The 25,803-nt window shown below is 62.7% G+C and carries 16 protein-coding genes; 9 read left to right on the plus strand and 7 right to left on the minus strand.

The window, feature by feature from the left end; translation table 11 throughout:
* Positions 1–3: 3 nt before the first annotated feature.
* The 6 genes from AC6H1L_RS06665 to AC6H1L_RS06690 all read right to left on the minus strand — a co-directional run bounded on the left by AC6H1L_RS06665 (position 4) and on the right by AC6H1L_RS06690 (position 8,343).
* Positions 4–1,179: a hypothetical protein gene (locus tag AC6H1L_RS06665; RefSeq protein ID WP_497600750.1), complete on the minus strand. Its 1,176-nt coding sequence runs from the start codon at positions 1,177–1,179 to the stop codon at positions 4–6.
* Between the two features lie 121 nt (positions 1,180–1,300).
* Positions 1,301–2,185 carry a VWA domain-containing protein gene (locus AC6H1L_RS06670; protein WP_497600751.1) on the minus strand — a complete coding sequence of 295 codons (885 nt, stop codon included), beginning with the start codon at positions 2,183–2,185 and terminating at the stop codon, positions 1,301–1,303.
* A 135-nt stretch (positions 2,186–2,320) separates the two neighbouring features.
* Entirely contained in the window at positions 2,321–3,871 is a 1,551-nt protein-coding gene (locus AC6H1L_RS06675; protein ID WP_497600752.1) for a serine/threonine protein kinase, read from the minus strand.
* A gap of 383 nt (positions 3,872–4,254) precedes the next feature.
* Positions 4,255–4,656, minus strand: coding sequence for a secondary thiamine-phosphate synthase enzyme YjbQ (locus AC6H1L_RS06680; RefSeq protein WP_497600753.1), 402 nt, complete (start codon positions 4,654–4,656; stop codon positions 4,255–4,257).
* The gene (locus tag AC6H1L_RS06685; RefSeq protein ID WP_497600754.1) at positions 4,649–5,620 is read right to left on the minus strand and encodes a class I SAM-dependent methyltransferase; all 972 of its coding nucleotides are present in this window, start codon (positions 5,618–5,620) and stop codon (positions 4,649–4,651) included. The genes AC6H1L_RS06680 and AC6H1L_RS06685 overlap by 8 nt, the downstream gene beginning before the upstream one ends.
* A gap of 362 nt (positions 5,621–5,982) precedes the next feature.
* Positions 5,983–8,343, minus strand: coding sequence for a DUF8189 domain-containing protein (locus AC6H1L_RS06690; protein WP_497600755.1), 2,361 nt, complete (start codon positions 8,341–8,343; stop codon positions 5,983–5,985).
* A gap of 374 nt (positions 8,344–8,717) precedes the next feature.
* Here AC6H1L_RS06690 and AC6H1L_RS06695 point away from each other — a divergent pair, with 374 nt between their 5' ends.
* The 3 genes from AC6H1L_RS06695 (at position 8,718) to AC6H1L_RS06705 (ending at position 12,379) form a co-directional block, all read left to right on the plus strand.
* Positions 8,718–9,683, plus strand: coding sequence for an aromatic ring-hydroxylating dioxygenase subunit alpha (locus tag AC6H1L_RS06695; RefSeq protein ID WP_497600756.1), 966 nt, complete (start codon positions 8,718–8,720; stop codon positions 9,681–9,683).
* Positions 9,684–10,448: 765 nt separating this feature from the next.
* Positions 10,449–11,369, plus strand: a complete 921-nt coding sequence (locus AC6H1L_RS06700) for a glycerol-3-phosphate acyltransferase (RefSeq protein WP_497600757.1) — start codon at positions 10,449–10,451, stop codon at positions 11,367–11,369.
* 119 nt (positions 11,370–11,488) lie between these two features.
* Positions 11,489–12,379, plus strand: coding sequence for a DegV family protein (locus AC6H1L_RS06705; protein WP_497600758.1), 891 nt, complete (start codon positions 11,489–11,491; stop codon positions 12,377–12,379).
* Between the two features lie 34 nt (positions 12,380–12,413).
* Here AC6H1L_RS06705 and AC6H1L_RS06710 read toward each other — a convergent pair whose 3' ends face one another.
* Positions 12,414–14,198 (minus strand): ABC transporter substrate-binding protein, encoded by a 1,785-nt coding sequence (locus AC6H1L_RS06710; protein WP_497600759.1) that lies wholly within the window; start codon positions 14,196–14,198, stop codon positions 12,414–12,416.
* A gap of 446 nt (positions 14,199–14,644) precedes the next feature.
* Between AC6H1L_RS06710 and AC6H1L_RS06715 the strand changes: the two genes are divergently transcribed.
* The 6 genes from AC6H1L_RS06715 (at position 14,645) to htpG (ending at position 25,669) form a co-directional block, all read left to right on the plus strand.
* Entirely contained in the window at positions 14,645–16,309 is a 1,665-nt protein-coding gene (locus AC6H1L_RS06715) for a thiamine pyrophosphate-binding protein (protein ID WP_497600760.1), read from the plus strand.
* 274 nt (positions 16,310–16,583) lie between these two features.
* A complete protein-coding gene (locus tag AC6H1L_RS06720; protein ID WP_497600761.1) occupies positions 16,584–17,006 on the plus strand; it encodes a deaminase domain-containing protein in 423 nt (140 codons plus the stop codon).
* A gap of 191 nt (positions 17,007–17,197) precedes the next feature.
* Positions 17,198–18,190, plus strand: coding sequence for an SMI1/KNR4 family protein (locus tag AC6H1L_RS06725; RefSeq protein WP_497600762.1), 993 nt, complete (start codon positions 17,198–17,200; stop codon positions 18,188–18,190).
* A 426-nt stretch (positions 18,191–18,616) separates the two neighbouring features.
* Positions 18,617–20,410 (plus strand): WD40 domain-containing protein, encoded by a 1,794-nt coding sequence (locus AC6H1L_RS06730; protein ID WP_497600763.1) that lies wholly within the window; start codon positions 18,617–18,619, stop codon positions 20,408–20,410.
* Positions 20,411–20,566: 156 nt separating this feature from the next.
* Positions 20,567–22,495, plus strand: a complete 1,929-nt coding sequence (locus AC6H1L_RS06735) for a WD40 repeat domain-containing protein (protein ID WP_497600764.1) — start codon at positions 20,567–20,569, stop codon at positions 22,493–22,495.
* Positions 22,496–23,788: 1,293 nt separating this feature from the next.
* Positions 23,789–25,669 carry a molecular chaperone HtpG gene (gene htpG / locus AC6H1L_RS06740; RefSeq protein ID WP_497600765.1) on the plus strand — a complete coding sequence of 627 codons (1,881 nt, stop codon included), beginning with the start codon at positions 23,789–23,791 and terminating at the stop codon, positions 25,667–25,669.
* The last annotated feature ends 134 nt before the right edge of the window (positions 25,670–25,803 follow it).

Below are 25,803 nucleotides of genomic sequence, written 5' to 3' on the forward strand. Positions count from 1 at the left end.
AGGCTACTCCGTCCTTTCTCCCTGGATCGGAAGCGCTTGCTCCGGCTCATCGCCAGCTTCGACCCCGCGCACGCCCAAGGCGCTCAGCGTCCGGCGCAGCGATGCGGCACATGGCTCGGCAGCCAGCAGCGGCGCATAGCTCTCCCAGAGGCGAGCCGCCTGCCAGGCAGCATCGGCGCGATTCAGGAGCGGGCGGAGCTGCCAGAGCAGCTCATCGAGGGCCTCGGCCACTCGCCGCGCCTGGGCGATTTCCTCATCTGTGGTCAGGCCCGGAGGCTGCTGAAAAGCGCCTCCATCGCCGTAGAGCACGGCCATCCGTCGACGGTCGCCAGCGCGGCGGGCCGCCTCGAACTCGCGCTGGCGTTGCTGCACAAGTTCGCCCTGATAGGACTGCGTTGCGCCCAGCAGGAAGACCCGCGCGCTCGCCGCACGGCGACAGGTCAGAACCAGCGCGGTGCAGTCGTCATCGGCCAGCCCCTGATCGGCCCGGCAGCTCGCGACAAAGGACTCCCAGGAAGATGGCGTTTGCTGGGCCACCAGGCTAAAGCACTGGCCTGGAGTCAGGCTCCCATCGCCGCCGGCCAAGACCCAGTGCGCCAGCGCATCGGTCGCCAGCATCAGGCAGTCGTCCGGTCCAAGCGTCAGCTCTTGCTCCTGGACGCGGTGAAAGGAGCGGCGGAAAAGGGCCGCCCGCGAAGGCAGACAGAGCGGCGGCTTTGCGAACTCGGCGGGCGAGCGCAGAGGAAAGGACTCGACCAGCTCGCTGCCCGCCCGGCGCCAGAGCAAACAGCTATCGCCGATAGCGAGCGCCTTGGCCACCACACGCTCTGGTCCCGACTCGACCACGCGCAGTGTCGCCAGCGTCGCCTGACTGCCTTCACGCAGCCACTTGTAGCGCAGCTCCGGCGGCAGTTGCTCCGCTGGCGAGAAATAGCTGGCGTAGCGGGCCCGCGCCAGGTCTAGCCACCACTCTACCTCGAAGGGGTGAGCACTCAAGAGCGGATAGGTCACGAACAGCTCCGCCAGCGTCAGGGCCCACTCACGGGCGAACAAGGTCGTACCGGCCCCATCGGCTACGGCAAACAGCCCACGCCCGGCATCCAGCGCACAGGCATCCTCGTTGGTTTCGCGTTCATGCTCCGATTTCCAGTACTCCAGAATGCTGATCTCGGCAAACATCGGCAGGTCTCTCCCCTGTCTCCAGCTCACGGCTACCGACAAGGACCTCACAGCGGACGGTTGCGGCAGTCGACCAGACAGGCAGCCAATTGACCCTCTCGCTGGCGCTCCGCCTCACCTCTCAGCGATTCGGGTCCAGCAGTTGAGTGGCTGGCAGGCTGGCGAAGTTAAACATCAGGCGCACGGAAACAGCGTCACCGTTAAAGATCAGGCCGCGGGCCTGTGGGCTGATGTCGCGCTGCAGCATGGCCGCTAGCTGCGCCCGACTGGTCTCGGGGACAAGGCTGCTGATTCGAAACAGGAGCTGGGCGTAGGGATCGTTGGGCAGCTCGCTCTCCGTTGCCGGGTACTCCACCGGCGCGTAATTGAGGCTGGTGATGTGCACGGAGAACAGGAGGGCGTTGCCATCGGCGGTGGCCACCCGGCAGAGGTCCTGCGCGATCGGCGTCGGATCGCCATCGGTGGCCATCCCGTCGGTCACATTGATGACAACCGGCGGGTAGCTGTTGGGATGGGCCGCAGCCCAGCGCTGGGCCAGCTCGGCAGCATACCGCAATGCGGCACACATCGGCGTGCCTTCTCTGGAGACCGGCTTGACCCAGATCGGAAAAGAGACCTCTAGCTCATAGACCGCGCCCGTCTCGTCAAGCTCGCGCTTCTTGCGCCGCTCCACAGCCAGGGGCTGATCTTGCAGCTCCCCCAGGGTCACAAACTCTTTCCGCCCAAGTCCCCCCTTGAGGGCCGACGTCACCGTCGTGCCACTGTATCCCAGAACGGCAATTTCCGCCCGCGGGCGTACTTCGGGAATGCCTTCCTTGTCAATGACTGTGTTGGCCGTGATAAGCTCGTTCAGGAAGCCATTGACTACTGTCGCTACCATCTCGCATTTGCGTCGCCCACCTCCAGCCTGCTGCAACCCGAATGGCTCATTCATCGATCCCGATTGATCAAGTAGCAGAATAAGGCAGCCAGGCTGGCGGCTGCTCCAGGGCTGCATATATGGCATAACAATCCTGCTCCTCTCTCACCGCTTGCTGTTACACTGGAGCCACTCTACTGGGAGAACGCCAGATACTCGACGATTTTGCCTATTTTTACATTACCGGGCCGGCAGCCGCCCTTACCTCATCTCGCTCCTCAATCACCAGCGGAGGCGCAGCTTGACATAGCGATAGTTGGCATACAGGCAGGCAGCGCAGGCAGCCAGAGCCAGCAGACTGGCGATCACGCCTCCAAGGAGGCGATCGCCCCCAACGTGGGCGATGAATCTGTAAGCCCACACCCAACCGCTCAGCCCGTAATAGCAAGCCACCAGCAGGCCCAACGCCTGGGCGACGAGTGGCTGCCGACGGCTGATGGCCAGTAGGAAGAGGGCCATCATCAGAGGGATGGAGAGCAAGATCAGCCACCACAGCCCACGAAGAGCAGTGAGGAGGAGAATCCCGGCCAGAATAATTAGCACGAAATGTGTAAAGCGGAACAGACGAAATTCAGGTAAGTAGAGAAAGGAGCGGTGACCGCTGAAGAGATGGGGCGGTTTGGCTGGCGGCGACTTGAGCGAGAAGGCCGGACCCAGGAGGGCAGCCGAGGAGTGCGTGGGAAGATTGGGAAGCGTGGTTGAGGCCAGGCTCCCGCCTGGGGAGAACGATCGCCCCCCCAGGAAGAGCTTCGCTGGCACCGGACCGGGGGTAAATGCCGGCGTGAAGCCCGGCGCGGACCTCGACGCGGCTGCTGGCTCGTGACCCGGTTCCGGCTGCGGCGGACGACGCTGCTCGCTGACCGCCTGCTCAAGCGCTTCGGCGAAGGCCTTGACTGTCGGATAGCGCTGATCGGGATCTTTCGCCAGCGCTTTGAAAATGACTCGCTCCACCGCTGGGGGAATATCGCCAAAGCGCGCCGTCAGCGGGGGCGGCGGCTGGGTCTGATGGAGCCGCCTCAGCTCCTGCTGGCGCGCCTGCAGGTCTGGGGCGGCACTGCTGAACGGGGGAGCGCCGGCCAGCCACTCGTAGCAGGTCACAGCGAGCGCATACTGATCGCTGGCGCGACGGCGCAGGCCCTCAAAACGCTCGGGCGCCATGTACTCGGGCGAGCCCCAGACCGCTGTGTTCCCCACCGACTGCGCCGCAGCCAGCGGATCACTGACCCGGAGCGTCTTGTGACCGATAATGGCAATGCCGAAGTCGCTGAGCCAGATCTGCCCCCGCTCGCCAATGAGCATGTTGGCTGGCTTGACGTCGAGATGCAGAATCGCATTCTCGCGCCCGTCAGGCTCGCGGAAGTCGTGGGCATACTGCAGCGCCGCCGCCACCTGCTGTACATAGCGTACGACCTCTTCTAGCGGCAGGCGCCGGCCCCGGGGGACAAGCTGACGCAGGCTCCCCCCAGGAGCCAGGGGCATGACCAGATAGGGCAACGCGAGCCACTGCCCGTGCAGCTCCACCTCATAGATGCCATAGTCAAGGAGCCGGATAATGTTGGGATGGCTGAGGCGCGAGATAATGCGCACCTCGCGCTCAAAGTCCTCCCGGCTCTCCAACGAATCCAGCGAGCGTCGGCTGATTTTGATCGCTACCTCTTGACCCGTCCCCCATCGGCCACGATAGACGCAGGCAAAGCCGCCGCTGCCCAGGACCTCGACCAGTCGATACGGACCGACCTGCTGGCCAAGTAGCGCCTCGCCATCGATTTCCATGACTGGACCTCTCTCGCCTTCAGAGCAGAGCACTCGCCAGGACGCACCGCCGGCTAGCCACACCTCCCACGGACAGGGTCGGGAGATGTGGCCGCCCAATGGAAGCCAGTCCACTAGAGTGACCCTGCACGCTCATCTGTATTGCAACGCAAACATGTCTCTATTGTACTGCCGGCAGCTTACTTTAGTAGCATAGCATAGCAGCGCTTGCTCTTCAAGCGCACGCTTACTCTTGCAGTGAAGCTAGCGCAGCTCACACTACATGATTTTTACTAAAAAACGCCAGAGTGAGGAAAGGCGCACCGAGAGGAGAGGCGGCCCCAGAGAGTGCGCCGCCTTTCCTCTCGGTGCGCTGGTGCGAGGCGGTGCGGCCAGCCGAGGCCTCAGCCGGCGCAGGTTAAATGGAGTGTGCGGCGGCGCGGCCCGTCCAATTCGACCAGAACAACGCGCTGCCAGGTACCCAGCAACAGGCGCCGGTGCGCATAGGGCACCACCAGCGACGGCCCGATCAGCGTCGCCAGAATATGATCGGGCGTATGGGACGGATCATGCGGATGGCGATAGCGCATCGGCGGCAAGAGCCGGCGCAGGGCCTCTAGAAAATCGAGATCGGTGCCCGGATCGAGATCCATCGCCGCCACCGCACAGGTTGTATGCGGCACAAAAATCGTACAGAGGCCGCTTTCCTGCTGCACATCATGCAGATACTTCTCCACCGTATCGGTGATATCGATAATCTGATCCTTACTACGGGTTTCAATCGCCAGGGCCTTCATTTCAGCCATAGTCGGACCTCCCATTCCTTCCTGCGCCGTCAGCCTCACCTTGCCCCTCTGCGCCGCGCCTGGCTGGTTCATGCAGTTGACCAGGCTTGCGGCCACAGACGGTCAGCGCATAGCAGAGGCCGACATGCTCCTCACTGAGCATCTCCACAAGCATGCGCTCATAGAGAGCCTCAAACTCGGTCTCGCTCAGCGAAGTGTGGCGCAGCAAAAACGGCTTTGTCAGGGCCAAAGCCACCTCAGCATCCTTGACGCTGATCGCATACATCTCGGTGCCATAGGAGCCATCGACCACATAGGGGATCTTACGGATGGCCACAAAGCCGGCCTCTTGCAGCAGCTTGCCGAGCAGCGAGGGCACGCCGCTGCTGTGGCCATCGACCGAAAACGTGCGTTTCAGGCGAGCCAGGGCCTCGTAGAAATAGCCCATCAGCGTCTGAAAAGCGGGGCTATTGGTCACCGTAAGCTCGGGCTCCGAGAGGCGCAGCAGCCCGCCGGGGGGCAAGAGGCGCCAGCACTCAGCGATCAGCGAGCGCCAGCTTGCCTGATCCATAAAGGCGAAGATCCAGCGCGCATTGATCAAGTCGAAGGAGGCGTCTTGAAAGGCCAGGGGCTGCCGGGCATCCATCACCTCGAAAGAGACATTGGTCAGGCCGTGCACGCGGGCCTGAGCGATGGCGTAGCGAATCATCGTCTCGCTGATATCGAAGCCGACGACCTCCAGAGAGGGGTAGGCAGCCGCCAGCGCCAGCACCCAGCCACCGGGGCCACAGCCGATATCAAGGACACGGCGCACGCTCCTGAGTTCCTCTGCTGTCAGTTCGGGCAGCAGGCCCCCCATCGCCTGCGTCAGCAACTGGTCCTGCATAATCAGGCGCGAGGTCTCGGCAGCATTTTCGGCATCGATCGTATACAGGCTCGGCGTTGAGGGCCTGGAGGAGGAGACAGCAGGATCAGAGGCAGCCATTCTGTTTCCGTTCCGTCCTTTCTCTAGAACTCCGGTGCAGTGCAGCGAACGCTGAGAGTGGGCGCAGCGCGGTATGGCGCGGCGCAGCACATCGAAGGCAGGCAAGCCAGCAGATAGGCGGGCGAGACCCGGCGCTCGTGATCGCGCTCACGCTCCCAGTCCAGGCCGGCGGGCCAGCAGCCAGGCCAGAGGGGCGCGGCATCTCAGACGACCCAGACAGCCCAGTCAGTGGCCAACCCACCTCACCCTACCCCAAGCCACCCAGCCACGGAAGACAGGACTCAGGATAGACCATCAGGCAGAGCAAGTCAAGCGGGCAGAGGCGTCAGGGAAGGCAGAATAGGCAGATCTGGCACGCCGGGCTAGTTGAGCACGGTCCAGGGGTGCCAGCTTCCGTCAAACCACAGGTGCTGCAGTGCATTAGTATCGCTGCGAGCAAATACATCAATATAGGCAGGACCCCAAGAGAGGGCGGTAGGCGACGAGGCCAGGCGCCCGCCGAAGGATTCCCAGGACTGCCAGCGCCCATCGTAGGCCAGATGCCAGAGCGAGCCGGTAGGCGAGCAAGCGAAGACATCGAGGCGTCGGCTGCCCCAGGAAGCGGCGGTAGGATCGTAGATGAAGCTCCCGCCGAGGGACTCCCACGGTCCCCAGCGAGCTTCGAAGGCGCGATGCCAGAGGGCGTTATCGCTCCCGCGGGCGAAGACATCCAGGCGGCCTGGCCCCCAGGAGACGGCAGCCGGGGCGGAGGTAATCACGCCGCCGAGCGACTCCCACTCATGCCAGAGGCCATCGTACCACTTATGCCAGAGGGCGTTATCGCTCCCGCGGGCGAAGACATCCAGGCGCCCGGCGCCCCAGGAAGCCACAGCCGGATTAGAAGTGAGCGAGCCGCCGAGGCTTTCCCAATCGTGCCAGGAGCCATCAAACCAGCAATGCAGCAAACTATTATCGACGCCGCGCACAAAGAGATCGAAGCGCTCGGGTCCCCAGGCCACGGCCACGGGATCGAAGGCCAGCGAGCCGATGAGACGCTCCCAGGCATGCCAGCGCCCATCGAAATGGCGATGCCAGAGCGTATTATCCGCGGCCCGAATAAAGAGGTCGAGCTGACGCACGCCCCAGGAGGCCAATGCCGGTCGGCTATTAATGCCCATAATGAGGGCCTGGGCGGTAGCCTGGGCCTCCGGCGTGGGGCTAGCGGGGCGTCTGGTTGGCGAAGGCGATGGTTTGGCCTGCGCAGTAGCCCTAGGGCGCGGCGGCGTTGCCGGCTTGTTGGGATGCTGGCCCAGATTACGCAGCGAGGCGAATGACTCGGCCAGCGAAGTCGCAGCGAGATCGCAGGTGGCAGCGCCGAGCAGGGCCAAAGCGCCGAGCCTGAGCAGGGCTTGCCGGCGCGAGAGCGGCTGACCCGGAGGCAGCGGCTTACCGAGGGGCAGCGCCTCCAGCGAGGCCTGTAGCCAGCGAGGCAGGTACGGCAGCGTCGGCGAGACAGGCGCGGGCGTCACAGGGGCGGCTGGCAGCAGGGCTGTGCCTGGCTGGCTGGCGTTGGCGCCGTTACTGGCCGCCTTGACCTCGGCGCTGACGGGTGATGCTATCGCCGCCTGGGCCGCGGCGGACGGCCCGCCTTCCGCCGGCGGCTCGCTGCCCTCCGGCCCTGACCGTTCTGAGTATTCTGCTCGTTCTATGCGCTCTGCGCGTTCCACGACTGCCGGAGCTGGGGGCTGAGCTGGCTGGCGTCCGGTATCGCTGGCTGCCGTCAGGCGGGCGGGCAAGAGCAGGGGCCGGCCTGGTCGCCAGGCTTCTGCTTCGGGTCCAGCGCTTGCCGTGCTGGCAGCCGAGGGAGTAGCGGAGACGGACAGGCGGGCTGCCGGAACCTCAACCGTTGGCTCGTCAGCGGCCTGAGCCAGGGCGGCTTCCAGAGCGCGGGCGAAATCGGCAACGCTGGCAAAGCGTTCGCGCGGGTCCTTGGCCAGGGCCTTGAGGACCACCGCCTCAATCGCCGGTGAGAGGGAGGGCTGCTTCTCGCGCAGCGGTGGCGGTGGCGACTGCAGATGCTGCAGGGCGACCAACATCTCCCCGCCGACAAAGGGCGGGCTGCCGCAGAGCCACTCGTAGACCACCACACCCAGGGCATACTGATCGCTGGCCGGCGTTGGGGCCCCATCGATCTGCTCTGGCGCCATATAGGTTGTCGTGCCGGCGGCATTGGGTGGCGCGTAGGGTGTGCGGGTCACCCCGGCCCCCGGCGCCCGCATAGCGATGCCGAAGTCGCTTAGCAGGAGCACAAAATTATCGCCGAGCAGCATATTTTCCGGCTTGACATCGCGATGGATAATCTGGCGCTCGTGGGCATACTGCAGAGCTGCCGCCATCTGGCGCACATAGGAGAGCACGCGCCCCGGCGACAGTACGCTGCCGGTCGGATGGCGCTGGCGTAGTGAGCCGTAGGGGGCATAGTTCATGACGAGATAGGGAGTCTCGTCCTGGATGCCAAACTCTAGCACGCGGATAATGTTCGGATGCGAGAGGCGTGCGATAGTGCGCGCCTCGGCCAGGAAATGGTTCAGCGCATCCTGCGTCAGGCGCGTCTGCAGTACCTTGATCGCTGCCGGCGTCTTCAGATAGATATGTTCGCCCAGGTAGACGCGGGCAAAGCCGCCGCTGCCGAGTACCTTGAGTAGACGGTAGTTACCGAGTCGTTGCCCTGCATAGTCTATCATCGGCCCGTCTCGAACCCTATCCTATGGTTGCATTGCCTGCTTTCTTTGTGTGCTTCGCTCTGCTTTGTGCTGCTTCGCGTTGTCTCGCTGTGCTGCGCTTTGCCAGCGCAGCCGCCTTCCCGCCCTCCTCGGGCTTATTATAGCGTACGCTCCCTTTTTTTCGGGACAAAAGTCCCATTGAACGGGAGAAAATAGTACTTATGGCACTGGTTTTGTCGCCCGTTCGCTTGTCTGACAGGGGGACAGCCGCCAGTTGTCGCTGACGGTGGTCACCCGGTATACTGAAGCATGTCAGTTGGCCAGGCCAGGTATTGACTGGCTGGCGTTGGTCAGCAGCGAGTTTGCAAGGGAAGGAGGAGCGACGAGCAGGCTTTATGTTGAACGATCCTGTGTTGCTCAACGACTGGCATGTGGTGGCCTATGCGCCTGCCTTACCCGAGCGCCAGCCGGTGGCGGCGCGCTTGCTCGATGAGGATCTGGTCCTGTGGAAGGTTGATGGTCGCGTGCATGTCTGGCGCGATCTCTGTGTGCATCGTGGGGCGCGGCTTTCGCTGGGGCGCGTTGAGGGGGAGTGTTTGATCTGCCCGTACCACGGCTGGACCTACGATGAGGAGGGGCATTGTGTGCGCTTCCCGGCGCATCCTGAGCAGAAGCCGCCGGCGACGGCGCATGCGCGTGTCTATCGGAGCTGTGTGCGTTATGATTGGGTGTGGGTGACGTTGGGTGAGCCTCAGCATGATGTGCCGGCTTTTCCCGAGTGGGATGATGCCAGTTTCCGCAAGGTGCATACTGGCCCGTACTCTATTGAGACCAGTGGGCCGCGCGCTATCGAGAATTTTCTTGATGTGGCGCATTTCCCTTATGTGCATGCGGGCCTCTTGGGCGACCCGGGCCATGCGGCGATCAATGATTATACGGTGGAGACGGGTGAGGATGGCATTACGGCGCGTGATATTACGGTCTGGCAGCCGAACCCTGATGGCAGTGGTCAGGGCGCTGAGGTGACCTATACCTATCGGGTGCTGCGCCCGTTGACGGCTTATTTTGTGAAGACGTCGCAGGGGCCCCGTTTTGCCATGTTCTTTACGGTGACGCCGGTGAGCGAGCGCCGCTGCATTGCCTGGCAGTATGTGGCCTTGAATTATGGGGAGCAGACTGACGAGGAGATCCGGCGCTTTGAGGATATGGTGATGCAGCAGGATATTCGGGTGATCGAGTCGCAGCGTCCTGAGTTGCTGCCGCTGGATCTGCAGGCGGAGCTGCATCTGCGCTCGGATCGCACGGCGATTGCGTATCGCCGCTGGCTGCGCCGTCTGGGGGTGACTTTTGGGACGGCTTAGTCAGGCCGCTTCTTTGTCTTTTCTCTTTTGCTTGTGTAACAGGAAGGGCACATTAGAGACTGTTACTGTCGGTCTTGTTATTCGTCCTTCATCATAGAAAGAAGAAGGCGCGCAAAGAGGGGCAACCAATGGGGAGGCTCTTCCGTCGTGTGCCTGTCAAGGACAGGAAGTAGAACAGAAGAGCAGAGTTCTTCCCAGGTGAGGGCGCATCATCGCGACCTCAGTCTCCTCAGCTAGTGTATACTCGCAGCTCGTCCCTTTTCTGTGCGAGGGGAGACGGCCAGGTTGGTACCGGGCGTGTCCGTCGTGGGCTGGCAGGACTATGACCTGTCAGGGGCGGCAGCCGCGGCTGCTTTCAACCTGGTCGTCTTTTTTTGCCCTTTCCCGCTAGCAAGAAACGTCTGCAGATTCACGACGAACTGAGAATAAGCGTTTCCTCACTGCAGCACAGCGACGCTTGCAGGGAAGCGGCCTCTACCGGTACAATGATAGAAAATGCGGCCTGTGAGGCTGCACAGCGCCGGCGGCCTCCATGAACGGCAGAACAGACAAACAAGCGAGCGAGCAAGAAAGCACACATCTGGACTCATGACCGATCTGATCCCATCCTGTTCCCAGCTCACTCATGACAGCGCCGTCAGCGCAGCGGAGCAGCCCGGCCACAGGCGCCTGGCTGGCCGTTGAAGGACCAGCCAGCCAGCCAGTCAGTCAGTCATGCATCATGGCTCATGCATGCATGCAGCAGGAGAGGAGGTCCGCGAACCTGTGAGCAGCCCTCTCATCAGAGAAGTCCGCAGCCCCGCCCGCCGCAGTCGCCCTCGGACCAGCCGTTTCAGACAGGGCCGGTCGACCCGCTATGTGCGCTACGTTCGCTACCTTGGCACCCTGGGCCGCGCCAGTCGGCGGGCAGTCCAGGTCACGCGCCAACGGGCTCCCGCCTGGCGGCGTTCCGCTCTCCCACGCTACGTACTCGCCTGGCTGACAGCCTACCTCTACGGCTCACTACCGCTCGTCTACTGGCTCGGACGACGCAGCGGCGTCAATCTGCGCCAGAGCGGTTCGGGCAATGTCGGCGTCTCCAATCTGCTCAGCAGCAGCAAGCGAGGTCGCCGCTGGGCGGTGCCGGCGGCGCTCTTCGACGCCTCCAAGGGCTATCTGCCGATCAGCATCTGCCGCCGCCTGGGCTACCCGCGCGAGGTGGCCGAACTGGCTGGCGTCTGCGGCGTTATGGGTCAGTGCTGGCCGCTCTTCCTGCGTTTCAACGGCGGACGCGGCTTGAGCGCCTTTCTGGGGGCCTCCCTGCAGATCAACCGCCGCGCCGGCCTGCTGGCCCTCTCGACCCTGGCCAGCGGCGTCCTCTGGCGACTCTGGTCGCTGTTCTCCCACCATCGTGCGCCGCTGCACACCGCTCACTGGTCCTGGACTGGCCGCGGCCTCAGCACCACGACCACCCGGAGCAAGGTTGTACCCTTGAGCGGTCTGGCCGCTATCCTGCTCTTTACCCTTGTCTGCCTGCGCGAGCACGAGCGCACCCAGCGCCAGCAGCTCATTCCGCCCCTGCTGGCCGCCTTACTCCTGCTCCGCCGCCTGACCGCCCCGCTGCCCGACGACGCCGAGCACGGTCCTGCGCGCCGGCCCTCGGCCCTGCTCTACCGCCTGCTCTACGATCGCAATACGCCCGACTAAGGCTCTCTCAGCAAGCAGGCTAGCCGGTCTCGCGTCGGTCAGCCAGGTCAGAGAGGGAGAGAGGATCGATCAGCCCGCCACCTGCCGCAAGAAGGAGCTGAGAAGAGGCGAGCCGAACAATGATAGGGATCGTCACCGATAGCACGGTGGGGCTGCCGCCGGCTGTGGCTGCGTCGCTCGGCATCACCATCGTGCCGCTGGTCATTCTCTTCGATCAGGAGGCAGTCCTTGACGGCGTCGACCTTGACAGTGCGGCCCTCTTCCGCCGCCTGGAGGCGGCGCCGGTCTTCCCCCATACTTCTCAGCCCTCGCCCGCCGCCTTTGTCCAGGCCTATAGTCGCCTGATCGCCGCGGGAGCCGAGGGCATTCTGGTCATTGTGCTGTCCGCGCGCCTGAGCGGCACCTATCAGACGGCGCAGCTAGCCCGCGAGCTGCTGCCCGATGAGCTGCGTCAGGTGCCGATCGAGATCATCGATTCGCAGAGCGCCGCCATTGGCATGCTGCCCGCCGTACTGCAAGCCGCCGAGGAGGCGCGACAGGGGCACACGCTGGCCGAGATCCGCGCCCATGCTCAAGAAGTGCTGGCGCGCACTCACTTCCTGGGGGTCCTCGACACGCTGGAGTTCGCCCGCCGTAACGGACGCCTCAATGGGGTGCTGGCAACCCTGGGGGATTTGCTTGACCTGAAACCGATCCTGGTTCTGGAGCGCGGGGACATCGTCGCCGCGGGCCTGGCCCGGAGTCGGCGGCGCGCCTGCCACCAAATCGCCCAGTTGGTCAGAACAATGCGCCCCATCGAGCGCGTCATCCTGGGCGAGTCCAGTCCGGGGGCCGCCGACGAGCTGCGCAGCGAGCTGCAGGCCATCTATTCCGGCGAGCTACCGCTGTATCCGTTGGGAGCCGCCCTGGCTCTCAACACTGGACCGGGCACCGCCGCCATAGCTGTTGTCAGCCGCTCCCCGCTGAGCGCGGGCTTCAGCCGGAGTGCCGAGGGCGAGCGCTTCACCTGACGGCGCTCGCCGCGAGCCTCCTCCCTCGGCCCGCTCAGGCTGAGCAGCGCTCGCGGAGCAGGCAGCCCCAGACTCGCTTGACCTGCGTATGACCGGCCTGGTCCAGATGGAGCAAGAGCACTGGCTTATTGAGAACATTGCCATCGCTGCCAAAGGCAATCATCCCGGTAATGCCTTGCCAGGCTTGCCCGCCGCTGATCTGGAGCAGTGCTCGCTGCACGCGCGCCCCTGTTAAGGGCTGGTTTTCTTGGAAGAGGCGATAGCAGGCTTCTGCCAGGACAGAGACGGCATCATAGGCCAGCATGCTATCGGCATCGGGCCGGGTATAGCCATAGGGACTGCGACCGGGCGGCTGCGGTCCGAAGCTGGCCGCGTAGGTCTGCAAGAAGGTCTGCATTTGCGGCAAGGCTTGCCCCTGCCACTCATCGGGAAAGGCGAAAGCTGTAAAGTAGAGCCGCCCGCTGCGAAAGACGGGACGCGCCTCCTGGGCATAGTTGCCATAGATGTAGAGGGCGTCGCCTCCCAGGACAAGAGGACAGGCCACTGTCGCTCTCTCTGCGGGGGGCTGGCAGGGCGGCAGCGCCTCCAGCAGCACGCTGACATCAGCAGAATAGCCCGCGAAGTAGATCAGGTCGGGCTGGGTATGTAGCGCTTGAAGGAGCAGATAGGGCAGGTTATCGGGCTGACCAACGCGGTATTCTTCGGTGGCCGTCACCTTATGCTCAGCATCTTCGAAGGCCAGACGAAAGGAGGAGGCCAGGCTCTGACTATATTTGTCGCGCGGGTCCTCAAAGAGGGCCACGCGGTGCGCTCCCAGCGTCTGGCGGGCATAGAGGGCGGCATCCTCTCCTTGGAGAGCATCAGGTGGCGCGATGCGCGCAAAGTAGGGCAAGTTGCGCAGGTCATTGCCCGAGGCGGTCGGCGAGAGCATCGGCAGATGGGCCTCATCAACCAGCGTGACGCTCTCGCTGACATCCCGGCTCAGTTCCCAGCCGATGATGCCCACCAGGGGCCCAGCGCCGGAAGAGGGGGCGGTGGCTCCGGCTGCCCGGATGATCTGACAAGTCACCTGCGCAGCGTCGCTGCTGCCGGCGTTCGCCAGCAGGAGACGCACGCGCAGCGTATGCGTCTCATTAAAGATGCGCTGAGCGATATAGGCCCCCTGGAGAATATCGCGCGCCCCGCCGAGGTATTGGGGAGTGAAACGGGTGGCCACCACCAGAGTAACAGCCGGCAGGCCACTCTGCTCAACGGTCACATTTTCGGCGTAGATGTGTGCTTCGGCATCGTTGGTCACCTGCTCGGTGGCGTTCTGCCAGAGAGACTGGGCCTCGGAGAGGTTGCCGGCCTGATACAACTGAGCCGCCTCCTGCTTGCGGGCCAGATCGGGCAAGTTCCTGTCTAAGATGGCGGAGCCATCGCTGATGCCGATGAGCTGTCCATCGGGGGCGCTGGTTACGCCGATATAGGCCGAGCCTGCCAGATTATTGCGTGGCAGGGAGCAGCCTGGGGTCGCGGGTGTGTGTGGCCAGACACGTGGGAGAATGTTCCAGCCGATAAAGACCAGCAGGAGCATCGCCGTCACAATCACCCAAAAGCGCGTCTGGGCGAGCAGCGTGGCCAGGTCTTCTCTGAGTGCCTTCAGGAGCCGAATGAGACCGCCGCGCGCTTCGTGAAACTGGAGCACAATGCCGATGATGCCGCTGGCTAGCCCGATAAAGGTCGTAAGTTGAGCGGAGCCGCTCGCTTTGTAGCAGAACAAGCAAAGAATGACGATCAGGGCAAGCAATACGATTACCTGGGCCAGGCGCCTGCTCATGCCGGTCCCCCCTTCCTCTCGCTTGCGGAAGGCCTACTGAGGTTAAGGACTGCTCGATCTTTTCCCGAATGCACGAAGGCAGGTCAATGTTGCTAGAGCTGCTAGCTTGTTGCTCATTATACAGCATGGGGCAGCGTCTGCCTATGTTGCCTTTCTACCCGAGGGAAGAGCATCGGCCAGGGTGGCAGCGGGGAGCGGCCTGTACTATGATAAAGAGCGTAGCGCTCCGTCTCTGGCAGGCGAGACCAGGGAAGAGCTGGCTTGTTGCCGCTATGAGGCTGCAGTCTGCTCTCACCGCCTGGGCGAGCAAGGAAGCTCTACTATGAGGCCGTTTCGGGGCCTGCTTGGCGCACGCGTATTGCTGGATAGAAGACTCTAGCGGCCAGATCCAACCAACGGGGCGCGAAGGAAGATCACTGAGGAGCAGCAAGAGAGCAATGCGGCCAATGGTATCATTCACTGGCGGGCAGGCCGTTGTCGCCAGCCTGCGCGCCCACCATATTGAGGTTGTTTTTGGCATTCCTGGCGTACACAATCTGCCGATCTACGATGCGCTCTACGACGAGCCGGGGATACGTCACGTTCTGGCGCGCCATGAGCAGGGTGCCGGTTACATGGCTGATGGCTATGCGCGGATTAGCGGGCGTCCTGGGGTGGCCCTGGTGATCACGGGACCAGGTGTGACTAACATTGCTACGCCGCTGGCCGATGCGTATGCTGATTCGCTGCCGCTGCTGGTGATCGCGACCAGTTTGCCGGGCGAGACCGGCGGGCGCTCGTGGGGACGCCTGCATGAACTCAAGGATCAGCTTGGGCTGGCGCGCGCACTGGTCGGCTGGTGTCATGAAGTGCAGCGTGTGGCAGAGATCCCCGAGGCCATCGCTGAGGCTCTGGGTCAGATGCGCACCGGGCGGGCCCGCGGGGCTTTTCTGCAGATTCCGCTAGACGTCCTTGAATCTCAGGAGACTATTCCGTTGCCTGCCCTGGAGGAGAGAGAGGAGCCGCCCGCCGTTTCCCCCGCTGATGAAGCGCTGCGGGCGGCGCTGGAGCTGCTGCGAACGGCGCAGCGACCGGTGATTCTGGCTGGGGCCGGTGTGAGCGCCGCCGGCGCCAATCATGAGCTGCTGCGCCTGGCCGAATTGTTGCAGGCGCCGGTTTTGCTCGGCGGCAAAAGCCACGATGTGCTCCCTAATGATCACCCACTGGTCATCACAACGCGCGGCGCCCCGTCGCGTACGCTTGGTCCACTGCTGAGCCGCTCCGATCTGGCGCTGGTTGTGGGCAGCAAGCTGGGTATGCAGCGCACGACGCTGCCGGCCCTGGAGCGTAGCCGCAGCGGGCAGGCGGAAACAGGCCGTCTGCCTTTGCCAGAGAAGCTGATCCATATCGATATTGATGCGGGCGAGATTGGCCGCCGTTACCCGGTCAGCGTGGCCCTGGTCGCCGACGCGCGTCAGGCCCTGATCGCCCTCTTGACAGGACTACAGGAAAGGGCGGGGACCTACGAAGATCGCCGGGAGGAGGTGGCTGCTGTGCGCGCCGCTCTGAGCAAGCGAACGCAGCAGATCTATGGCGAGGTCATGCCCTGGCTGGAGGCGCTGCGGACAGCTCTGCCGCGTGAGGGGATCGTGGTAGCCGATATGACGCTGGCTGGCTATGCTGCCGCCCAGGCCTTTCCGGTCTATGAGCCTCGAAGCTTCATTCATGCCTCTGAGCTTTGTTCCATTGGGACGGGCCTGCCGCTGGCGCTGGGGGCTCAGTTGGCGGCGCCACAGCGTCCGGTGGTGGCACTTTGCGGTGACGGGGGCTTCTTGCTGAATGTGGGTGAGCTGGCGACGGCGGCCCAGGAGCGTATTCCGGTGATTACCCTTGTCTTTAACGATGCAAGCTACACGGCGGTGAAGAATGATCAGTTGCAGCGTTTTCCCGGACGCAGCATTGCGACGACGCTGGAGCCGCCCGATTTCGTGACCCTGGCCCGGGCCTTCCACATTGAGGGTCAGCGCGTCTCGACCCCCGAGGAGCTGGCTGGGCTGCTGCGCATGCGGTTGACTTTGCCGCCGGGGGAGGCACGCCCGCTGCTGATTGAAGTGCCTCTGGCGCAGCGCTGAGCTGCATCAGCAGTCGTCTGATAGTTCTCAGCGCCTGGGCCTGGACTCCCAGGCGCTGCTCTGTCCCTCCACTGTCTGCTTGTCATTTCTCTCCCGTTTTGCTACCCTATAATGGGAAGAAGAGCAGCGAAGCAGGGAAAAGGTAGCAATGACGATTGTCATAGGATGACCTGCCTGGTCAGGCAGGAAGGGATCTATTTTTGTGCAAAGCGAGAGCGAGCTAGAATAGAGAGGAACGATTGATCAGTGCCTTTCAGGCTAAGGAGGAAAGGTGATGGCAGGCTCATCGCAGTCAGCCGGGGACCGGCCTGATTCGTGGCCGCGCCGTAACTGGGCTTTTGCCGAGTACGAGCTAGGGCCAGGTCAGCGCGGGACGCTGGTGGCAGAGAGCAGCCTGCGTGATCTGCCGGGCACGGTACCGACGCCAGCTCCCGAGGCGCGCTACTTTTTTCCCATCCGTCTGGCTCACACGGTTGGGACAGCTCTTCACGAGGCCGATGCTGAGGATAAGCTGCTGAATGAGCTGGCTCGTCGCTTTAATCCGCGCCGCGAGCCGGTCTGTTCTGTCAAAGCCAGGGTACACCTCTACAGTGAGCGTCAGCCCTGCTCAGCGTGCGAGGATCTGATCAGGCAGTTCCGGCGCATGTTTCCTCACGTTGAGCTGACCGTAAACTACGATTTCGAGCCAGTTTTCTAGCTGGGCAGCCAGCCCGTGAACCAAGCGAGTCGATCAGAGGAGTCGCCAGACATCCTCCAGCACCAGTTATCGTGGCCGTCTCCTCTTTTTTGCCTGAATTGATGGAGCGGGGTCGTGGCAGGTGGATGAGTCGACCTGCGATGAGCAAGTGGCGTCTGCTGAGTGCTGGTCAGGAAAGGAGTCGTTGCTGAATGTATCTGGACCGAGTGCAGGCGCGTGTGAGGCAGTATCCGCAGCTTTACGGGCGCTGGCAGCCTTGCTATCCTTCGTGGGCAAACTGGCTAGAGCAGCAGCTAGGTTTGCGCTTTCCGCCAGCCTATCGTGAGTTTCTGCTCTGGCTTGGGCACTGGAGCGGTGGGCTGCTCGATGGTATCTCTTGCTGTTGGATGCATCTTGAGTTTAATCAGCGCTGGGCACGGGGCGATCTTGTGGAGCAAGAGCCGCTGCGGTTGCCGACGCTAGTGAATGCGCTGCCACCAGACGCGCTGATCTTCTGGCGCGAGGGCTATGACCGCTTTGCTTTCTTCCGCAGCGGTGAGGGAGATGATCCGCCTGTCTATAGCTGGCAGCGTCTGGCCGACAAGCCAAGTGCCTGGGAGCCTACGGGGAAGAGCTTTGTGACCTTTATAGAGCAAGAGCTTGAGCAGGCGCTGAGGCGTCGGGCTGCGCTGGAGGAAGCGCTGACCCGTCGTACCCTACCGCCGGGCGGTTATCTGGGGCGTGTGCGTGCGCGCTATGAGGCGATGGCAGGGCTACTTCCGGGTCCTATTGAGGGATGTTCTGAGCAGGAAATAGCCGAGCTGGAGCGCATACTGCGGCGCCGTTTACCGGCGGCTTATCGCGAGCTGCTCCTTTGGCTTGGTCATCATCACAGTGGTCTGTTGGGCGAGCTGGCGATCTCGACCGACACGCTCTTGCCGTTGCAAAAGCAGGCGCGGGCCTGGCTGCAAGCAGATCGTGTGCCGATTCGTTTGCCCGATGATGCTTTTGTCTTTTATCAGCGCTATGAGTCGGCTTTCGGCTTTTTCCGTCTGAGTGAGGGGGAAGACCCTCCTGTGTACGGCCATCTGGATGATCCGCGCCAGCCTCGTTTCGACTGGTGGCATCGTCATCTTAGTGATTTTGTGATGGCCCAGCTAGAGGAGAGCATTGCTTTGGCCGAGCGGCGCTGTCTACCCCAATGAGTCATGGGGGCAGCATAGATCCTAATCTGTCGTAGCCTTCAAGGAGCCGCATTGCTTAAAGACGTGGATGAAGGATCGCGCCTCTGACTTCGGAGATTCCTTTATAAGGCTGTGGTCATCTTTTATTCCCCTAATGTCCTACAGCAGGAGATCTTTGGACTATCTCTTAGTGATCCTCTATTGGAGGAGATAGAACCAGGTCAGGAGAAGTTCTTGGCCTCTTCTGCCAAGGGGCTAGAGAGGAAGATGCCAGAGAGTCGAGCAAAAAAGAACTATATGATGAATTTGAGCGATATTAATTTTTAATAGTATGAAAATACTTAGCGGATATCCAGAGAATATTTGGAAATCAAGCCTATGTGGACGCAGAAAAAGTGTAGAGATCTAGAACCCAAAGTCTAAGGATCTTTAAGGAGGTCTCTGTCCATGCTTGAGCCTCAGTTCCGCTACTTTGGCCCTCACTCCTCCGGCGTCACCGCCTGCTCCTGGTCCCCCGACGGCTCCCTGCTCGCCCTCTCCACCATCCACGACCAGCTCCAGCTCTGGGACCTCTCCTCGCGCTCCCTCCTGCGCTCCTGGCCCTCCCCCGCTGCCTCACAGCTCACCTGGTCCCCCGACGGCTCCCTCCTGCTTTCCGGCTCAGGAGAGATGTGGAACCCCCTCTCCGGCCAGCTTCTTTCCCGCTGTCCTGGCCACCGAGCAACTCTCTCTCCCAATGGTACCTTCATCGCCGCTCCTTCCAGGACTGCTATTCTATTGCAGGATAGTCACCGTGGTCTCTTCCTCCAGCGTCTTCCACACCCGAGCCCCGTGCATAGCCTCGCCTGGTCCCCCGACAGCTCGTTTCTGGCCTCCTATATCTCTCTCAATTACCCTTACGGAGCCATTCTCCTCTGGCTGATCCCCTCCGGTCAGCTCCTCCGCCGCCTCACCGACCACGTCGGCTCTCCCTCCGCTCTCGCCTGGTCTCCCGATGGCTCTCTCCTCGCTTCCGCCGATAGCCACGGCCACCTCCTCCTCTGGCTCCCCTCCTCCGGCCAGCTCCTCCATCACTTTCCTCCCCGTACCTTCACTCCCTCTCCCATCTCTGCCCTCGCCTGGTCCCCTGATGGCTCCCTCCTCGCTGCCGGCGATCAAACCGGCACCGTCCTCCTTTGGCAGCCCCAGACCGACCAAACCCTGCTCCGCCTGCCTGAGCAGCGTTCCCCCGTCCATACCCTTATCTGGTCTCCCGACAGTTCGCACATCGCCGTCATCTACGGCGATCGCTCAGCTATCGTCTGGCACCTTCCCACTGGTCTGCCCATACTCCACTTCCCTAGTCACGGCGGCTATCCTACTACTGCCCTCTGGCTGCCCGACAGCTCCCTCATCGCGTCTGCAGATGAAGCTGGCTTCCTCCATCTCTGGCTCCCCTCCTCTGGTGAGCTGTTCCTCCGCCTACGTGCCCACACAGAGCCGATTACTGCTCTCGCCTGCTCTCCCGATGGCTCTCTCCTCGCTTCCGCCTCCAAGGACAATACTGTCGCCATCTGGCACACCTCATCGGGCCAGCTCCTCCGCCGCTATACCGCCCATACTGCCGACGTCGTCTCCCTTGCCTGGTCCCCCGACGGTTCCCGCATCGCCTCTGCCGACGACGATGGCCTTATCCATCTCTGGAACCCTTCCACTGGACAGACACTCCTCACCAAGCCCTTCGAGCACGAGTGCTGGTCCCCCTCGCTCTCCTGGTCCCCTGACGGCTCTCGCCTCGCTGTTACTGCCTCCTCCGATCTATTCCCCCCCACGATCTCTATCTGGTCGGCTGACTCTTTCCAGCCCCTCCTACACTACTCTGGCCATAACTACGATATTCTCTCTGTCTCCTGGTCTCCCGACGGCTCCCTGATTGCCTCTGTCTCAGACAGCGATTTCTACGATCCTAACACCGCCTCTCTGCACCTCTGGGACCCCTCCTTGGGCCGCCTCCTCCAGCGCTGGCCCTGCCACTCTTCCCTCCCCCCCGTCTGGTCCCCCGACGGCTCCCTCCTCGCCTTCGACGGCCCCCACGGCCTCGAACTCCGCTCCGTCCGCTCCGGCCTCCCCCTCCTCTTCCTCCCTGCCTCCTCCCCCTGCGCCTGGTCCCCCGACGGCTCCTTCCTCGCCTCCCTCTCCCCCTTCTCCGTCGACCTCTGGCCCGTCGGCTCCCTCCTCTCCTCTTCCTTCCCCTCCCCTTGATTTTCTCCCCCACACGCCGTATCCTCTCTCTGGCCAGCTCCCTTCCCTGCTCGCGCTCTTCCTGGTCACGAGGGACTCATTGGCCCCCGCGGCCTTTCTGGCATGTCGCTCTTTTTTCCTCTAGTAACCAACCAAGCAAGAAAGGAGCCTCTGCCTATGCTTCAGCCTCAGTTCCGCTACTTCGGCCCTCACTCCTCCGGCGTCACCGCCTGCTCCTGGGCTCCCTCCGGCTCTCTGCTCGCTCTCTCCACCATTCACGACCAGCTCCAGCTCTGGGACCTCTCCTCCCGCTCCCTCCTGCGCTCCTGGCCCTCCCCCGCTGCCTCACAGCTTACCTGGTCCGCTGATGGCTCCCTCCTCTTCTCCAGCTCCGGACACCTCTGGGACCCCCTCTCCGGCCAGCTCCTCTTCCGCCTCCCTGCTCAACCCGCCTGTTCTGCCCTCTCTCCTGACGGCTCCTTCCTCGCCGCCGCCTCTGCCATCTCCCTCCTCCTCTGGGACACCCGCCACGGCCTCCTCCTCCAGCGGCTCTCCCTCCCTCACTCCTGCACCGCTCTCGCCTGGTCCCCCAATGGCTCTCTCCTCGCCGTTGCCTCCTCCGACGGCTCCGTCTCCCTCTGGTCCCCCTCCTCCGGCCAGCTCCTGCCCCGTCTCTCCTCTCCTTCCTCCTCCTCCATCTCTGCCCTCGCCTGGTCCCCTGACGGCTCCCTCCTCGCCGTTGCCTCCTCCGACGGCTCCGTCTCCCTCTGGTCCCCCTCCTCCGGCCAGCTCCTGCTACGCCTCTCTCTTCCTACTTTCTCCCCCATCTCTACGCTCGCCTGGTCCCCCAATGGCTCCCTCCTCGCCGTTGCCTCCTCCGACGGCTCCGTCTCCCTCTGGTCCCCCTCCTCCGGCCAGCTCCTGCTACGCCTCTCTCTTCCTACTTTCTCCCCCATCTCTACGCTCGCCTGGTCCCCCAATGGCTCCCTCCTCACCGCTGCTTCCCAGACCGGTTCCATCGCCATCTGGTCCCTCGATGGCTCCCTCCTCCACTTCCTCTCCTTCCCTACCCCTGCCCCTATCTCGTCCGTCGCCTGGTCTCCCAATGGCTCCCTCCTCGCTGCCTCCTCCCACAAGGACCCCTCCCTCTCCGTCTGGTCCCTCCCCTCTCAGCAGCCAATACTCTCCTTCCCTCCCTCTTCCCACCACTTCACCACTACCCTGTGGCTCCCTAATGGCTCCCGCCTCCTCTCCGCCGACCGGCACGGCTCCCTCCACCTCTGGCACCCTCACGATACTCAGCCCCCCCTGCTCCTCAGCCTCCACTCCCAGCCCATCACCGCTCTCGCCTGCTCCCCCGACGGCTCGGAGGCCGTCTCCGCCTCCGAGGACGGCTCCATCGCCATCTGGCAAACCCACCCCGTCGTCTTCATTCAAGACCGGTGGTGGGAGACCACCTCTGGTCAGCGCATCGCCTTCGCCCCGCAGCATACTCCTCGCCCCATCTCCGCTCTCGCCTGGTCCCCCACCGGCTTCCGCCTCGCTATCGCCTTCCGGGATGGTCCGATCTACCTGTGGGACCTCCCCACCAGGAGAAGGCTCCTCACCCAGCCTCCCAATCCCGAAGACTGGTCCCCCTCCCTCTCCTGGTCCCCCGATGGCTCTCGCCTCGCCATCGCCTTCCGCTCCCATCTGACCCCTCCCACCGTTTCTATCTGGCCTACTGACTCCTCTCAGCCCCTTTTGCACTACCACGGCCTCGATCAGGAGATCCTCTCTGTCTCCTGGTCCCCCGACGGCTCCCTCCTCGCTTCCTCCTCCCTCGACTCTCTGCACCTCTGGGACCCCTCCTCGGGCCACCTCCTCCAGCGCTGGCCCTGCCACTCTTCCCTCCCCCCCGTCTGGTCCCCCGACGGCTCCCTCCTCGCCTTCGACGGCCCCCACGGCCTCGAACTCCGCTCCGTTCGCTCCGGCCTCCCCCTCCTCTTCCTCCCTGCCTCCTCCCCCTGCGCCTGGTCCCCCGACGGCTCCTTCCTCGCCTCCCTCTCCCCCTTCTCCGTCGACCTCTGGCCCGTCGGCTCCCTCCTCTCCCCTTCGCACCCCTAACTACGATCAGGCCTGGCAGCCCCCCAACCCCCAAAAACCGGCGGGCGGGCCTGGTCAGACGCAGGCCCGCCCGCAAATGGAAGAGGCACCCAGGCCAGTCAACATGGGCAGAGAAACTGCCTTAGCCGGTAGCACTCTATAGCCTACCCCCACCCCTAGGAACTACCAGCATCAGTGCGCTATCTAGAAAGCAGCCACAGCCAGGAAGAATAGACTTCGTAACTCGGGCAAAGCGCTAACTTAGTTACGGCCCACTTCTCGAGTAAGGAGCACAGTATGGACCAGGAACGACTTGACCCCCTCTCCCCAACGATATCGCCTTCTTCAGGCTGAACCTCTCCCAAAGCCAGGGCCGGCTATCTCACTATTTCTCCCCACCGTCTCACGCTCGTCGCCCAATTCCTCGAAAACCTTTTACAGGAGCCCGTCAAACCACTGCCCTGCGCCACCCTATTCCAACCTCCCATCCACGAGGACCTCCTGACCTGGCGACTTCCTCCCATCTTCCTCAGCTCAGGCAACACCAGCTACCGCTATGGCTCCGGTGACTTCAACTTCTGCTTCACCCGCGCCTATGAGCCCGACCTGTATGCCCCACCTTCGAGCCTGGAGATTCTTGCCAGAGCCGCGGAATCCAGGGCTTCAGCCGCAACGCTCTGCACCAGCTCATCGGATTGCTCAAAGCCGGCCCCACCTGACACTACGCCTCAGAAGACAGATGACCCCATCCATCTTCGGAATTAGCCCCCCCGCCCAGCGCGTTTTCTTCCTTGGAAGAAATCAGGCTTCTCTCCGCAGCGGGATGAAAACCATCCCCGAGCGGCCGATGGCTATGCTCTTCACGCGGCGGACCTTGCCACCAGGGCACCCAGAGATCGATCGCCACCTTCGCGCTGGTAGTACATCCTTCATCTTCCTCTGGCTTCAGCTCATCTCTGCCAACATGTCTCCTGAGAGCAGAGCACCGCCGGTAGAGGAGTGCAGCCACTGAATGAATGGCCGCCTGCCCCGTACGACAACATCACAGGCGCACGAACGGCGCTCACGGGCCAGAGTGAGCCTGTGCCCAGCTCACTAGTGCCTGGGCGGCACCCCTGACCCTTGCCCCAGGTGCTAACAAAATTCTAACGTTCCTCCCACACTCTTCTAACACAGCCTATGGCATCATATGTACCGTGGGGAGATGTACCATACCACCGCAGAGCGGAAGAGGCCACACATCACTTGACTCGGACGACCGACGCGACTCACCAAGCTTCCCGGGGACCTGCGTAGCTAACATGGAGGTGTGCCATGCCAGTTGAAACGCATAAGGAAACGCTGGGCTTTCAGGCAGAAGTCAAGCAACTGCTTGACATCATGATTCACTCTCTCTATAGCAATAAAGAGATATTCTTGCGCGAGCTTATCTCTAATGCATCAGATGCTATCGACCGTCTGCGCTTCGACGCGCTCTCGAATCCCGACCTCTACGAGCGCGACGCCGATTTCAAGATCCGCGTCTCCTACGACCGCGACGCCCGCACCATCACGGTGAGCGACAACGGCATCGGCATGTCGCGCGAGGAGGTCATTCAGAATATCGGCACCATTGCGAAGTCAGGCACACGCGAATTCTTCCAGTCGCTGACCGGCGACCAGCGCAAGGACGCCATGCTCATCGGTCAGTTTGGCGTCGGCTTCTACTCCTCTTTCGTCGTGGCTGACCGCGTGACCCTGTTGACACGCCGCGCCGGCCTACCCCCCGAGCAAGGCGTACGCTGGGAGTCCGATGGCCAGGGCCAGTACACAATCGAGACCATCGAGAAGCCAACACGCGGGACCGAGGTCATCTTACATCTGCGCGAAGGCGAGGACGAGCTTCTCAATGGCTATCGCCTGCGCTCGATTATTCGTAAATACTCGGACCATATCCAGCTACCGATCGTAATGAAGGTCGAGGGGAAAGACGAAGAGGAGGTTGTTAATAAAGCTTCGGCCCTGTGGGCCCGCCCCAAGAGCGAGATCAGCGAACAGGAGTATAAGGACTTCTACAAGTACGTCTCCCACGATTTCGCCGATCCGCTGGCCTGGGTCCACAGCCATATGGAGGGCACCCACGAGTATACCCTGCTGCTCTTCATCCCTTCTCAGGCGCCCTTCGATCTCTGGCTGCGCGAGCGCCATCACGGCGTCAAACTCTATGTGCGCCGCGTCTATATCATGGACGATATAGAGAATAAACTGCTGCCGCGTTATCTGCGCTTCGTGCGCGGTATCATCGACTCCGACGATCTGCCGCTCAACGTCTCGCGCGAGATGCTGCAGCAGAACCGCCTGATTGATACGATGCGGGCCACAGCAACGAAGAAGATCCTGGGCCTGCTCAGCGATATGGCCGAGAAGGAGCCGGGCAAGTACGCCATCTTCTGGCGCGAGTTCGGGCGCGTGCTCAAGGAGGGCCTGGTCGAGGATAAGGCCAATCGTGATCTGATCGCCCGCCTGCTGCGCTTCGCGTCGACTACCAGCGGCCCTGAGCAGTCGGTCTCGCTGGAAACCTATGTCTCGCGCAAGAAGGAAGGTCAGGATAAGATCTACTACTTGCTGGCCGAAAGCTATGAGGCAGCCAAGGATAGCCCCTTGCTGGAGATCTTTAAGCAGAAGGGCGTCGAGGTCCTGATCTGGACCGATCCTATCGACCACTTCGTACAACATGAGCTGCACGAATACGGTGGCCTGCCGTTCCAGTCAATCGCCCGCGGCGAGGTTGATCTAAGCAAACTGGAGGATAAACAGGAGCAGGAGGAGCGCCAGAAGAGCGCCGATGAGGCCCGCGACCTGTTAGAGCGCTTCAAGAAGGTGCTCAGCGAAAAAGTCAAGGATGTGCGCACAACAAGCCGCCTGACAACGTCGCCCGCCTGTCTGGTGGTCGACGAGGGCGGCATCGATCCGAACCTGAAACGCCTGCTGCAGGCCGCTGGCCAGGCTGTGCCCGCCGATAAGCCGATCATGGAGATTAACCCGCAGCACCCGATTATTCAGCGCCTGCGCCATGAGCAGGATGAGGAGCGCTTCGCTGACTGGGCCTGGGTCCTCTTCGATCAGGCCGTGCTCAGCAGCGGCGACCAGTTGGAGAACCCTATCAGCTTCGTCAATCGGCTGAACAACCTGCTGACACGCCTGGGAACAGCCTGAGACAGCCCCAACGCCAGCCAGCATTGGAGACTTGTCCCATCCAGCTCTGTTTCGCCCGCACCCGCTTTTCGGCAACGCCCTTCCCAGCACTCCGCCGACAGCGGGGCGGGCGAGCTGCTTTTTCAGCTCTGCAG

Source organism: Thermogemmatispora argillosa (genome assembly GCF_059696725.1).

Coding starts and splice junctions, on each gene's coding strand:
- AC6H1L_RS06705 (WP_497600758.1), top strand. CDS start 11,489: ATGATAGGGATCGTCACCGATAGCACGGTGGGGCTGCCGCCGGCTGTG.
- AC6H1L_RS06690 (WP_497600755.1), bottom strand. CDS start 8,343: ATGATAGACTATGCAGGGCAACGACTCGGTAACTACCGTCTACTCAAG.
- AC6H1L_RS06710 (WP_497600759.1), bottom strand. CDS start 14,198: ATGAGCAGGCGCCTGGCCCAGGTAATCGTATTGCTTGCCCTGATCGTC.
- AC6H1L_RS06695 (WP_497600756.1), top strand. CDS start 8,718: ATGTTGAACGATCCTGTGTTGCTCAACGACTGGCATGTGGTGGCCTAT.
- AC6H1L_RS06720 (WP_497600761.1), top strand. CDS start 16,584: ATGGCAGGCTCATCGCAGTCAGCCGGGGACCGGCCTGATTCGTGGCCG.
- AC6H1L_RS06730 (WP_497600763.1), top strand. CDS start 18,617: ATGCTTGAGCCTCAGTTCCGCTACTTTGGCCCTCACTCCTCCGGCGTC.
- AC6H1L_RS06735 (WP_497600764.1), top strand. CDS start 20,567: ATGCTTCAGCCTCAGTTCCGCTACTTCGGCCCTCACTCCTCCGGCGTC.
- htpG (WP_497600765.1), top strand. CDS start 23,789: ATGCCAGTTGAAACGCATAAGGAAACGCTGGGCTTTCAGGCAGAAGTC.
- AC6H1L_RS06675 (WP_497600752.1), bottom strand. CDS start 3,871: ATGGAAATCGATGGCGAGGCGCTACTTGGCCAGCAGGTCGGTCCGTAT.
- AC6H1L_RS06725 (WP_497600762.1), top strand. CDS start 17,198: ATGTATCTGGACCGAGTGCAGGCGCGTGTGAGGCAGTATCCGCAGCTT.
- AC6H1L_RS06715 (WP_497600760.1), top strand. CDS start 14,645: ATGGTATCATTCACTGGCGGGCAGGCCGTTGTCGCCAGCCTGCGCGCC.
- AC6H1L_RS06665 (WP_497600750.1), bottom strand. CDS start 1,179: ATGTTTGCCGAGATCAGCATTCTGGAGTACTGGAAATCGGAGCATGAA.
- AC6H1L_RS06685 (WP_497600754.1), bottom strand. CDS start 5,620: ATGGCTGCCTCTGATCCTGCTGTCTCCTCCTCCAGGCCCTCAACGCCG.
- AC6H1L_RS06670 (WP_497600751.1), bottom strand. CDS start 2,185: ATGCCATATATGCAGCCCTGGAGCAGCCGCCAGCCTGGCTGCCTTATT.
- AC6H1L_RS06680 (WP_497600753.1), bottom strand. CDS start 4,656: ATGGCTGAAATGAAGGCCCTGGCGATTGAAACCCGTAGTAAGGATCAG.